We start from the raw sequence: 13,321 nt of genomic DNA, 5'->3' as shown, positions 1-13,321 counted from the left end.
CCCCCGCCCCCTGCCCCTCTGCCTCTTTTCAATGCCCAATGCCCAAAACACAGTTGCTTTTATATTTAGTTCCGATCATCGGCTTTTTTCCGTCCTTGTGGACTCTCTATCGAGGCCAAGGGAGTCGGGAACAACTTGCTGTTAGTCGTCTGTCTATTACTTTGGCACTTACTTGGCTGTTGACATATCTATTATTAGCTACTGGAGCAGCAACTTCAGATTTTTTTCCGCTACGTCTATTTATCCTGAATAGCTTTCTCACGTCGGGTTACTTTTTAGTAAGTGTCTGGTTGATTGTGCGCCTAATGCAGGGCAAATCTGGGCGTTTACCAGGGTTTACTACCTTAGCAGAACGAGTGTTTGGAAAGTACTTATCTTAATTTTCTAGGGTGAGAATTTTTCAGTACTTTTACCTATTTCCTAAAAATTTACGGTTGATTTATCTATATATCTAGTCAAATCCAGTTTATTATTGCCATACTTCAGTAAAACATCTCCAGGTTGGCCCAAAAGAAGGAAAAATGCTGCTATAAGTGTTGTGGTTGACACTACATTAAAAAAGTTAGCACTGATAATTAAGAGTTAGCTATTATGGGTTGATTTGTCTGCATGTTTTTAGTCTGCAAATTGACCGAATTTGATTAGTGAGTAAGTGTGAGGAAGTCTGTGACCATTCAAAGAAGTTCGGCGGAAGAAAACCAGTCGGGAAAAGCCTCAAAGTCCAAGAAAAAAATTTCCCTTCCCCATAACTCGAAATCTGGACGTTGGCTGTGGTTTTGGGTAGGTATGAGTGGGATTGCAATGGTGTCAGCAACAGCAGGGGCACTTTTGGCGGTGTCTTTAACCAGTACGCCTTTGCAACAAGCCCAGCTAAGTCCACAAGATGAGGCGGTCTTTGATAGCGATAGCATTTCTGGTGGTGTGCTGCGATTTTCAGAATTAACTCGCCCGGTGAATCTCCTGGTTATGGGGATGAGTGTACTTCCCCCAGATGTGCAAAACCCTCCCGAAGAAACCAAAAACCTCAAATACCTGCCCCAAGTAAACTCCTTTGATGGTCTTGCCGATGTGATGCTCTTGGTCAAATTTGATCCAGAGACGAAAAAAATAGTTATGCTTTCCATTCCCAGAGATACCCGCACAGAAATAGAGGGGTATGGGGTGAAAAAAATTAATTCCGCCAATGTTGAAGGTGGGCCAGCTTTAACTGCCAGAACCGTCAGTAATCTCTTAGGTGGGGCGGGAATTGATCGCTATGTCCGAATTAACGTTTTGGGAGTTGGCAAGCTGATCGATGCTTTGGGTGGCGTAAATGTCTACGTCCCCAAAGATATGAAATACCAAGACGATTCTCAGCATTTGTATATTAATCTGAAGGCGGGTAAGCAGCATCTCAACGGCGATCAGACACTGCAATTGCTGCGGTTTCGCCATGACGAACTCGGTGATATTGGCCGGATTCAGCGGCAGCAAATGGTCATGCGTGCCTTGATGGATCAAACACTCAACCCAGCTACTGTTGCTCAATTACCTAAAGTTCTTGATGTAGTAAAAGACCACATCGATACCAACTTGACGGTTGAGGAGTTAGTGGCGCTAATGGGTTTTGGGGTGCGAACAAATCGCTCTAATATGCAAATGTTAATGCTCCCAGGTCGCTTTAGCGAGAAGAGTGAGTATGATGCTAGCTATTGGTTGCCAAGCAAAAATGGTATTGCCAGACTCATGGCTCAACACTTTGGTTTGGAATCAGACCAGGAACAGCAGATGGCTAATCCACGCTCTTTGCGTGTAGCAATTCAAGATAGTACAGGTGGCGATCGCTCTAACCTACAACCGTTGATTAGAGCCTTGGAAAAATCTGGATATCGCAACATATATGTGGCTAAGGCATGGGGTGAACCTCTAGAGGTGACTCATATTGTCGCCCAACAAGGAGATGGTGAGAGTGCCGAATCAATTCGCAACACTTTAGGATTTGGCGAAGTGCGTGTGGAAAGTACTGGCAACCTTGGCTCGGATATCAGTATTCAAGTGGGACAGGATTGGTTGCAACAAAAGTCTATTTTGGAGGAGTTGCTGAACAAATAATTCGTAATTCGTAATTCGTAATTAATTACGAATTATTTTGACACTCTCAAGTAAGTAATGAAATCGATATTTCTAACTGAACTATTTACACTGGCACAAATGCTGCTGACAGTGAATTTACTAATTGGCTAAGTTCTTGGAGTTTGGCTGCTACTACACCATTGGTTAATAATTCTTCTGCTTTAGCTAAACCCTCTGACATATCTGGACAAATACCACTCCGCCATAGGTAAAATCCGCCATTCCACAAAGCTGTTTGCATTAGTTCGCCTGGTTTACCTGCCAAAACTTCCTTCATATCTGCCACCAATTCTTCAGTAGTTCCAAGGGGTACGTTCTTGGTAGTAAAACCGTAATCACGCGGTACGAGGTGCAATCTTTCTACCTCTTGGGATGCTACAGATGAAGATAAGCTGATGATTGCAGTGCGATCGCGCGGTAAGTCGCAACTCCCTTCCAATCCTTTGACTAATGTAAATTTTGTTACTCCCCGCAGCCCCAGAGCTATCTGAAACATCCCTTCTGTCGGCGGATGAACAAACCCAGCGATTACGTGAGCATCCCCCGCATAAGGACACCAGATTAGCTCCATTGTCGCTAAGGGCGGACGTTTGCCAAGTTGGTCGCGGTACTCCCAAATACTGTTAGTTAAGGGAAAATGCTGAGGTAGATAAATAAAGCCGATTCCCGTTTGCTCAAACACCTGCTGGGTTTTTGCTAGTGGTAAAGTAGTCCAATCGACTCCTAAACCCTGCCAAATATCTATCAGGGGTAAGCCGTACTTAGTTGGGAGGCGATCGCTACCGTGCATTACCACGGGTTGTCCAACTGCGGCGAGTAGTAAAGCTGTTACGGGACTAATTGGTGCTGTGCGTGTTCTGCCATCATAGGGGATGCCAAGAGCGATCGCTGGTCGCCCAGAGGCGATTGGTTGCAGTTTTGGCCCCAGTTCTTCATAAGCATCCAACATTCCCGCTAACTCTTCGCCCGTAGGACGCTTGATTCGATGAGCAATCAAAAACGCTCCGATTTGGGCTGGTGTAGCTTCACCCAGCAGCATCATTTTAGTTGCGGTGGCTGCTTGGGCGCGAGTTAAATTCTCCCCTGTGTGATTTCCGCTACCTACTTTTTGTAGTAATTCCCTAAATATATTGCTCATTTGTCCTTTGTCCTTTGTCCACTGTCATTTGTCCATTGTCCTTTCTGAAAATGACTAATGACCAATGAATAATAACTAATGACACTTAAGAGACTGATCGCTGCTGGTCAATTTGTAATGGGATATTTTCGCGCACAAGTTGCCAAAAGTGCTTGATGGGGGGAATTTGGAGCCGGTCTTGAGTTGTTACCATAACTACCCGACGAGTCAAACTGGAACCATCCGCTAAACCACTAGTATTATTGCTGGCTAAGGAACGAATCGCCAGAGTAGGGTCAAGACGAGCTTCCAATAATGCTGATTGAGGTAGCAAAGCTATCAGTTCTCCTTGGCGCACCACTCCCCGGAAGGCATCTAGGGTATTTACCTCTAAAGCTGCTTGGAGTGTAGCTTCCATTCGCTCAAATCTATCTTGTATTAAGCGTTGCATCCCATAACCATCTTTAAAAACCACTTGGGGATAACGAATTAGCTCCAACCAAGGGATACATTCATATTGAGCTAGTGGATGATTGGCTGCGGTTAGAACCTCTATTGGTTCATCATAAAGTACTTCTACCACCATTTCTCTACCAGTGGTTAAGAAGCGATTATTCATCACAATTGCTAAATCCACTAATCCATCTTTGAGGACTTTGAGGGCGCGATCGCTTCCCAATGATGTTACTCGCAATTGTACATCTGGATAATCATGACAGAATTTTTGCAACACTGGGGGTAAGTAAGATCCACATAGGGAGTGAATCGCGGCAATGCAAAGTTCTGGCTGCTTTCCGGCGATTAAATCAGCTAATTCTTCTGTGGCTGTCTGCCATTCTTGACAAATTTTGCGGACGCGGGGTAGCAAATGTTCACCTCCCAGCGTCAATTTTGCGTGACTAGTTCTGTGAAACAGTTCTACACCCAAATCTGCTTCCAATGCCTGGATTTGGCGACTAATCGTAGATTGGGTAACACCACATGTTCGCGCTGCTTGTTGAAAGCTGCCGGTTTGTGCGATCGCCAGAAAGGCTTGCAACTGCTCTAGGCGCATTTTTATGTAGCCTGAATTACATTTATAGCTTTCATTAAGTTAACGGTTTCTTATCCGCTATTTAGTATAGTTTGTTACAACTTTTTTACTATAATTAAAATTTGTGTAAATCAGATTTTACTGCTTTCATCGTTAATTATCCGTTTTGCACGCAATTTTTTGCTAAATCCCGCCAAAAAAGACTTGACAATTTTTTTCTGTAATTAAATTTTTAGATAAGATTTTCAATTCATCAGATTATGCGATGGATTATGAGGTTTGAGCCACACCAGCCTTTGTGAAACCTCAAGCAGATAGGCAGCAATTAATTTTATAACAAGTATGCTAAAGTGGTTCGCGACTGGTTGACGCGAACCATTCTTTTTTACCAGAGGTTGGCAATTAGCGCAAAAATTCAGCAAGTTGCTCAAGTTTTGTCCAAGCCGCACCGCTTTGCAGAATATCCTTAGCAAGAGCAATACCCTTAACACAACCAGCTAAAACATCAGTTTCCCCATGAATAGCTTCACCAACTTGCAGTGCAAGAGCCGTATTTAAAGCAACAACATCCTGCTGCGCTTGAGTCCCTTTACCTTGCAAAACTGCCTTCAAGATTTCGGCATTTTCTTCAACATCTCCACCACACAACGCCGCAGTCGGTGCAAAACTCAAACCCAATTCTTGAGGATTCAGCGTTAGAGAACGGACTTTTTTATCCTGGAGTACAGCCAAATCAGTCACATCTGCCAAACCAGCTTCATCTAAACGTTCCCGTCCGTGAACTGCGATCGCTTGCTGACATCCCAGTTGGGATAAAGCTTGCACAATCTCCTCCAGTAAAAGCGGGTCATTCACACCAATAATTTGCCCCGTTGGTCGCATCGGATTGACTAGCGGCCCGAGCAAATTAAAAACAGTCCGCACCTTCAAAGTTTTTCGCAAAGTAGCGATCGCCTTCAGTGCAGGATGCCAACCTGGAGCAAACAAAAAGGTGATTCCGACCTCACCAACTGCCGCCTGTACTTTCTCAGGAGTAGCGTTGAGATTTATACCCAAAGCTTCCAAAACATCAGCCGAACCAGTCTTACTAGATGCCGAACGATTGCCATGTTTAGCAACTTTTACCCCAGCGGCGGCGGCAACAAAGGCGACAGCAGTCGAGATATTAAAAGTTGAAGCCCCATCTCCACCAGTTCCACAGGTGTCAATTAGAGGGATTGGGGACTGGGTACACTTCGACAAGCTCAGTGCATCGCTGGGTACTGGGGATTGGGATTGTAAGACCGTGGCCATGCCAACTAATTCTTCAGCAGATACGCCTTTAGCTTGAATTGCGGCTAAAATCGCTCCTGATAGAACATGGGGAATGGCATCTGTGAGCCAACCTTGCATCAAATCTGTAGCTTGGGAAACCGTCAACGATTGCCGATTTAACAATTGTTGTAATAAAGCTGGCCAGTTGTAGAACTCAGAAGGGATGAAGATATTATCGGGTTGAGTTTGAGTTACAGCTATCATATTGGTTATTTGTCATTGGTCATTTGTCATTAGCAAAGGAAAAATGACTAGGGAATAAGGACTTTGGCGACAGTTTGCACATCTTTGTCACCTCTACCAGAGCAATTGATCACAATGCGGGGGTTGCCTTCTAACTGAGGACAAAGGGTTTCAAGATATGCGATCGCATGAGCAGTTTCCAAAGCTGGGATAATCCCTTCTAGTTGCGAAAGTCTTTGAAATGCATCTAACGCCTGTTTATCAGTAACACTGTAATATTCGGCGCGACCAAGATCCTTTAAATAACTATGCTCAGGCCCAACGCCAGGATAATCCAGCCCGGCACTAATTGAATGGGCTTCGATGACTTGACCATCATCATCTTGGAGTAAATAACTCATTGCCCCATGCAATACACCTATTTTTCCTTTTGTCAAGGTAGCAGCGTGTTTTTCTGTATCTACACCTTCACCCGCCGCTTCCACTCCAATTAGGCGTACCGAAGGTTCATGGACAAATTCATTGAATAAGCCGATCGCATTGGAACCGCCACCCACGCAAGCCAGTAGAATATCTGGTAATCCTTGCCATTTCTCCTGAGATTGAGCGCGGGTTTCTACACCAATTACCGCATGGAAGTCACGGACAATCATCGGGTAAGGATGAGGCCCGGCAACGGAACCGAGGATGTAATGGGTTGTTTCCACGTTTGTCACCCAATCCCGAATTGCTTCGGAAGTTGCATCCTTGAGAGTTCCCGTACCCGCCTCTACTGGACGAACTTCTGCACCCATTAATTTCATGCGGAAGACATTCAGCGATTGGCGTTCCATATCGTGGATGCCCATGTAAATCACACATTTCAAACCAAACCGCGCACATACGGTTGCAGTCGCTACGCCGTGTTGTCCTGCACCTGTCTCTGCAATAATCCGTTGCTTACCCATGCGTTTAGCAAGTAACACCTGAGCTAAAGCATTATTAATTTTGTGAGCGCCTGTATGATTTAAATCTTCACGCTTTAAATAAATTTGTGGCCCTGTACCATCTGGTCTAGCGTAGTTTGTTGTCAGGCGTTCAGCAAAATATAATGGGCTGGGTCTTCCTACGTAGTCACGCAGTAAGTTTTGCAGTTCTGCTTGGAAACTTGGCTCGTTGCGATATTGATGAAAGGCTGCCTCTAATTCACTTAATACAGGCATTAAGGTTTCTGGGACGTATTTACCGCCAAATTTTCCAAACCTGCCCAAAGAATCTGGTTGGACGGTTGCTGTCTTGATGTCTTGTATGCTTACCACTGGTTAAAATCCTTTTATGTTGAAATATATTTCCGAGAACTGATATCACAGCCAAGATTTCCTTCGTGTCCTTTGCGGTTCGATAAAAGAATAACGAACCGCGAAGGGCGCATAGACACGAAGTGGCTTCCCGCAGGGTAGGACGCAAAGTAAAGAAGAAAAAGAGAGTTTTTTTACTTTGCAGAAAGAACTTGTTGCAGGGATATTGGGGTAATTGCTGCTTTAAGTTCCCGACATAGTTGTTCTACGGCTTGCAATCCTTCAGTTGGGCTACCTTCTGCTAACCGTTTGACGAAGGCGCTACCAACAATCACTGCATCTGCTCCCCATTCCATTACTTGATGTGCTTGTTCTGGCCCTGAGATGCCAAAACCAACGCCGATGGGTTTATCGGTGACGCTTCGCAAATCTGTAATTAAATGCTTTACACGGTCTTGGATTTGAGCGCGAATACCTGTAACGCCTGTGACGCTGACTAGGTAGATAAAACCCTGGGATTGACGAGCGATCGCTAAAATTCTATCTTTAGAACTGGTAGGAGCTACGAGTAAAATTACCTCGATTCCGAAAGATGCGGCGGTTTGGATTAATTCTTCTGCTTCTTCTAAGGGTAAGTCTGGTACTACCAATCCTTTTACTCCAGCAGCGGCAATTTGCGCCAAAAATGTCTTTATACCCCGGTGCAATATGGGATTGTAATAAGTAAATAGAATTATCGGCGCTTTTAGGCTAGGAATCACTGTGTGCAACATCTCTAGCACTTGCTCTAATTTGGTGCCTTTTTGCAAAGCGCGGGTTGCTGCTGCTTGAATTACAGGTCCATCTGCCAGAGGATCGGAGTAGGGAACACCCAACTCGATGAAGTCTGCACCGTTGCGATCTAAGATACGTATTGCCTCGGCAGTGGTTTCTAAGTTAGGATCGCCTGCTGTGATAAACGGGATTAAAGCACACTGTTGGCGAGCCTCTTGCACAGGAGCTTTGCTAACGCGTAAAGTTTGAAAATGAGCGGAGATAGAAGTCATATTGATGATCCACTGAAAGTTAATAAGTATTTGAACGTTTAGTTGGGAAAATTTAACAAACGTCTCACAGACTGCTCTAAATCAGTTGCCTTAACCAAGGATTCTCCAATCAGGACTGCATCAGCTCCCGACTCAGCTACTGTAGCTAAATCAGCAGATGTGTATAAACCAGACTCACTCACAACTGTTATCCCTAAAATCTTTAACTTTTCCAAACGTTCTGCCAATAGAGATTGAGTTGTTGCTAAATCAACGATAAAGTTTTCCAGATTGCGATTATTAATGCCGATCAATTTCACATTTGGTAATGCCAGCACTCGGTCAAGTTCGTCAAGAGTATGTACTTCCACTAAGGCTGTCATCCCCAGATGTTGAACAATCTGCTGAAATTCTTGCAGAATTTCATCGGATAAGATGGCCGCAATTAGTAGCACTGCATCTGCGCCATTGGCTCGTGCAAGATAAATTTGGTAAGGATCAATAATAAATTCTTTGCAAAGCAAGGGTAGTGCGACACTCTTTCTAATTAACCGCAGATTTTCAAAACTGCCGTGGAAAAATTTCTCATCGGTTAACACTGATATACAGGTAGCACCGCCTCGCTCGTATGCTTGAGCAATCTTAACAGGATCAAAGTCAGCACGGATTACTCCTTTACTAGGTGAAGCTTTCTTTACCTCTGCAATCAGGCTAGGTTTGGTGGGATTTTGGCACAAGGCACTTAGGAAATCTTGTGGTGCTGGTGCAACATTAGCTTGATTCTTTAGTGCTTCTAGAGATAGTTGTTCGCGTCTTTTGGCGACCTCTTCCCTTTTGTGCAATACAATCTCCTCAAGAATATGATGTGGTTTTATCGACTGTATAATCACTGAGTTGTTGATTCTAGCGGTAGTAAAGGACTGGGTTGTTTGATACTGAGGATTCGGCATAGGATATCTAGAGGTTCTCATTTAGACGAAATATGCTTTCGTAGTCATCGCTTTAGCGATTAAGTCGTTGGTTTTATAGCACGTAATGACAAAATGCTATAACTGCAATTACATAAAATTAATTACATGCCATTTACTAAAGCTGAGACCAGTTTTTTACTTGTGTATGCATGTACTACATTCTTAATAATCGTCAAACCGACTCCTTCACCTAGAGTCATGATTGATTCTGGATGGAACTGAACACCTGCAATTGGCAGTTTTTGATGTTCTATACCCATAATCACACCATCGTCAGACATGGCTGTAACTTTGAGTTCTCTGGGAAGGCTTTCAGGTAGAGCAAATAATGAGTGGTATCTACCGACTTCAAATGATGGTGGTAAATCTTTAAAAACTGTAGAGTTTGGTGCTACAACAGAAACGCGAGATACTTTGCCATGTTGGGGATAGTCGAGAACTCCCAGTTTGCCCCCGAAAGCTTCAACAATTGACTGTAATCCCAAACAAACACCAAAGATGGGGATTTGCCGTTTTGTGCAGGCTGCAATTGTCTGTGCTACACGGAAATCAGTAGGTCTACCTGGCCCGGGAGATAAAACAACAAGGTCTGGACTTTCTGTATCAAAGAATGATTCCGAAAAGCCATGTCGTAGGGTTTTGACTGTAGCACCAGTTTGACGGATATAGTTTGCTAGTGTGTGTACAAAAGAGTCTTCATAATCAATTAGTAAGATGCGTTTCCCTTGCCCTGAATTGGTTGCCTGATAATTAATGTTGTAGTTGCTTGCAAAATTAGTAATTCTCTGGCTAGTCTGTTCAAGTGTTTGAAACAGGGCAGCAGCTTTAGTGAGAGTTTCCTGGGCTTCAGCTGTTGGCTCAGAGTCATAAAGAACTGTTGCACCCACTCGCACTTCTGCAATCGAGTCCTGAAGTCGGATAGTCCTCAAGATAAGACCTGTATTGAAATCGCCTTTAAAGGTTAAGTATCCAACCGCTCCACCATACCAACGTCGAGGGCTATGCTCATGCTGCTCGATAAACTGCATTGCTGCCCGTTTTGGTGCACCTGTGACTGTGACTGCCCACAGATGACTAAGAAATGCATCCAAAGCATCAAACTCTGGTCGCAATAAGCCTTCAACGTGATCTACTGTATGGATTAAGTGACTGTATAATTCAATTTGGCGGCGACCGATTACTCTTACTGACCCAGGCTCACTAATCCGCGACTTATCGTTGCGGTCAACATCAGTACACATGGTTAACTCAGATTCATCCTTGCGTGAGTTGAGCAACTTCAGGATTTGAGCAGCATCATCAATCGCATCTTTTCCCCGGCGAACTGTACCACTGATTGGGCAGGTTTCAACACGTCTACCTTCAACACGCACAAACATTTCTGGAGATGCACCAATGAGATACTCACCACCTAAATTAAAGATGAATCCATAGGGGCTGGGATTAATCTGCTGTAGCGTTCGGAACAGTTCGCTAGGAGAGCTTTCGCAGGTTTTAAAGAAGTTTTGACTGGGAACAACTTCAAATAAATCACCACGACGGAAATAATTGAGTGCTTTGTTAACTTGTTCCTCATACTCTCCAGGTGCATGGTCAGAGGCTTGAGTAGCAGTATAGCCCTTACCTTTGTAATCAATAATTTCCCCACTGCGAGGCAGACCCCTAGTACTACCGTATTTGGTATCGAATTCATACTGCAAATGAAACGCGCGTTGTTGGTAGTAGTCAATAATTACCAGTTCATCAGGTAGATACAGCACTAAATCTTTCTGATCTTCTGGACGAGTAAGATACTTTGGCATTTGCTCAAACTGAAAAACCAAGTCGTAACCAAATGCACCATAAAGTCCCAGATGCTCATCTTCTAAGCTTTCAAAAGCATATAGAATTTCGCGAATAATACTAAAGACAGATGGTTGTCTACTTCTTTCTTCTTCTGAAAATAAACGTTCTGTTGGTCGGATAGAGCCAATTACAGAACCATTCTCTAAGTTAACTCCAACAAGTTGTGGATGCTTGCATAGACGCTCTGCCAAATATACAAGTAGCACCATACCTCGTTCGTTATGTGCCTTGATTGTAAATGAGTTGGAGTTAGTAACAAGTTCTAGGGGTGGATTGACAAAACCTATTCCCCATCTCTTGTAACGTCCTGGATATTCGTAGCTGCTTTTTAGCAAACCTCCGCGTTGAAAATCCAGCTGTGACAGAATATCATCAATGGCAGTCTCTATGGAAGTCTGGGTCACGGAGCGAGACACAAGAATTTCACCTTTAGTTGTGTAGTTATGGTTATCTAAATACATTTGCTATTCCTCTCAAAGTTCTTGGATGTGAATTCGACAGAGTTAAACTCGCAAAAGCCTATTAGTCAAATATTGAGGTATTGAGGTGAAAATACCTCAATATTTGAATCATAAAATAGTCACTATAGTTGCAATACCTTGAAATTGAAGCTCTCCATCTGAACTTCTATGAACTTAACTGCAAGAAGTTAGAGATTTATGCAAATAACAAAAATTATTTAAATTTCATTTTGTCCTGAAGTCTGCTTTCATAAGCAGCATCCCACTTTAGTAGCGATCGCGCGTCAATAAAGTGGGGTGATTTTTGGCAGATTCATATTGCTTCTTATTTGAATCCAACACACGACAGGTGCACAAAACTGTTTATTTTTATAAGTCTACTTTTGTCTAGTTACCATTATTGCCAAGTAAGTGTGAATAATTAAAGGCTCATAGTAAGCGGCTAGACCTGCTTACTATGAGCCTTTAATTAAATTGACATTGCAAAACACATGGTTTGATTTATTCTTGCCCATTTACTTAATCGGGGTAGTCAGGAGCTAGAAGCCTTTTGGCACCTGACTACTGTTTCAAGATACAAGCTTATTTGCCCATTAGCTTAATCAATCAAACATCTTGTATATCCTGTGCCTAGACTGGTTGTTTGCATTTGCGCTTCAGCATCATAGCTGCGCCGATAGCACTAGTTGCTAATAAACCTGCTGTAGAAGTGGGTTCAGGAACAGTTTTGATATCAAGCCTTACCACTTTCCCTGCACCTGGGAGATCAGCTCCGGTGGTGATATAGAAACTGCCATCTGGGGCAATAGTGAAGGCAGCGGCTGACTCTATGCCATTGCCACTCCAGAGAGTTGTGCGAGTCCCATCAGGTGCAAGTTGGATCAGAGAACCATCTGTGCTACCTTTCCAAGGAGACTCATTATTGTACTGCAAAGCATACAAGTTTCCGGTAGCATCGAAGTCCAAGTCAGTTAATTGCGTAAAGCCATCAGCGAAAACTGTTGGTTGATTATCATCCCCAAGTTTAAAGATACGTGCTATACCTTCTTGATAAGGATAACCAGTTAATTCGCTGACATATGCAGCGCCATCAGGGCCAATTGCAATAGCTGTGGGTACTGATTGAAGAACAAGCTCATCAGGTTGCTCGGAAGAGGGAATAGATGGTGGGAAGTCAGGATTTTCTACGGTTTGATTAGGAAACTTAATTGGTGTCAAATTACTACCATCAAGTCCCACAGTATATACAATGTTTGCACCCGCTTCTGCTATGTAAGCTAGATCGCCGTTAATCGTTACAGAATAGGGATTACTAATCAAATCACCTTGATCGGGATTATTATTGAGTTCAAAATTTGCCAGATCAGCAATACTTGTCAATGAACCTGTGTTCAAATCTATTTTGTAGAATTGCCCCATTTCAGGAGCGTTTAATAGAGAATTACGCTTTCCTGGATCACCAGCAAAACCATAAACAAGATAAGCATTGCCTTTGGAATCAAATTTGATATCCTGAACGCCACTGGCCTCACTACCGATGGGTAGATATCCAAGAGAGTTGAACCCTGTCAGTATACGCTCTTGCTTACCATCCTTAATTCTGGTAATTGCACCACTTTTGCCAATACATAAAGGAGCTAATTGGGCACTAGGTGATGGTAAGCAAGCACCATTCCCTCCAATACCTGATTCAGTAATATACAGACTACCATCAGGCCCAAAACTGAGACCTCGTGGATTATCGAGACCATCAGCAACTACTGTCAGCGATGCAGCTTCAGCAGCTTTTGCTCCGAAAATAGCGGTAATACACAATGTCAGAAAGATAATAGGAAATTGCTTAACTTTCATATGTCCAAAAAACCAAAATTCTATCCAATACTTTACCCTAAGCTAATGCAGTTTTATCAAAAGAAAGTAGACCTTTAATTATCCAGATGGTTTTCATTTACGCTAACCTAATTACCTTGTTGTGCTGGATAG

The 13,321-nt window shown here is 43.3% G+C and carries 10 protein-coding genes; 2 read left to right on the top strand and 8 right to left on the bottom strand.

All coding sequences use genetic code 11. The annotated features are described in order from the left end of the window. Positions 1–38: 38 nt before the first annotated feature. Together F8R90_RS27945 and F8R90_RS27940 are read left to right on the top strand one after the other, a co-directional pair. Positions 39–380 (top strand): hypothetical protein, encoded by a 342-nt coding sequence (locus F8R90_RS27945; RefSeq protein ID WP_190893289.1) that lies wholly within the window; start codon positions 39–41, stop codon positions 378–380. A 286-nt stretch (positions 381–666) separates the two neighbouring features. Then, positions 667–2,091, top strand: a complete 1,425-nt coding sequence (locus F8R90_RS27940; RefSeq protein WP_196513392.1) for an LCP family protein — start codon at positions 667–669, stop codon at positions 2,089–2,091. Between the two features lie 85 nt (positions 2,092–2,176). Here F8R90_RS27940 and F8R90_RS27935 read toward each other — a convergent pair whose 3' ends face one another. The 8 genes from F8R90_RS27935 to F8R90_RS27900 form a co-directional block, all read right to left on the bottom strand. After that, a complete protein-coding gene (locus tag F8R90_RS27935; protein WP_196513391.1) occupies positions 2,177–3,250 on the bottom strand; it encodes an anthranilate phosphoribosyltransferase family protein in 1,074 nt (357 codons plus the stop codon). 85 nt (positions 3,251–3,335) lie between these two features. Beyond that, positions 3,336–4,283 carry a LysR family transcriptional regulator gene (locus F8R90_RS27930; protein WP_196513390.1) on the bottom strand — a complete coding sequence of 316 codons (948 nt, stop codon included), beginning with the start codon at positions 4,281–4,283 and terminating at the stop codon, positions 3,336–3,338. A 381-nt stretch (positions 4,284–4,664) separates the two neighbouring features. Beyond that, the gene (gene trpD, locus F8R90_RS27925) at positions 4,665–5,780 is read right to left on the bottom strand and encodes an anthranilate phosphoribosyltransferase (RefSeq protein ID WP_196513389.1); all 1,116 of its coding nucleotides are present in this window, start codon (positions 5,778–5,780) and stop codon (positions 4,665–4,667) included. Between the two features lie 47 nt (positions 5,781–5,827). Beyond that, a complete protein-coding gene (gene trpB / locus F8R90_RS27920) occupies positions 5,828–7,057 on the bottom strand; it encodes a tryptophan synthase subunit beta (RefSeq protein WP_196513388.1) in 1,230 nt (409 codons plus the stop codon). A gap of 173 nt (positions 7,058–7,230) precedes the next feature. Next, positions 7,231–8,082: a tryptophan synthase subunit alpha gene (gene trpA, locus F8R90_RS27915; protein ID WP_196513387.1), complete on the bottom strand. Its 852-nt coding sequence runs from the start codon at positions 8,080–8,082 to the stop codon at positions 7,231–7,233. A gap of 38 nt (positions 8,083–8,120) precedes the next feature. Further along, on the bottom strand, positions 8,121–9,011 hold the full coding sequence (trpC, locus tag F8R90_RS27910) for an indole-3-glycerol phosphate synthase TrpC (protein ID WP_230967003.1): 891 nt from the start codon (positions 9,009–9,011) through the stop codon (positions 8,121–8,123). Positions 9,012–9,133: 122 nt separating this feature from the next. Then, a complete protein-coding gene (locus tag F8R90_RS27905; RefSeq protein ID WP_196513385.1) occupies positions 9,134–11,338 on the bottom strand; it encodes an anthranilate synthase in 2,205 nt (734 codons plus the stop codon). Positions 11,339–11,968: 630 nt separating this feature from the next. After that, entirely contained in the window at positions 11,969–13,189 is a 1,221-nt protein-coding gene (locus tag F8R90_RS27900) for a ScyD/ScyE family protein (protein WP_196513384.1), read from the bottom strand. Between the last annotated feature and the right edge of the window lie 132 nt (positions 13,190–13,321).

The sequence above is a fragment of the Nostoc sp. NZL genome (genome assembly GCF_015714705.1).
In the GTDB taxonomy this organism is placed as follows: Bacteria; Cyanobacteriota; Cyanobacteriia; order Cyanobacteriales; family Nostocaceae; genus Nostoc; species Nostoc foliaceum_A.
This window is presented reverse-complemented; position numbering and strand designations above follow the sequence as displayed.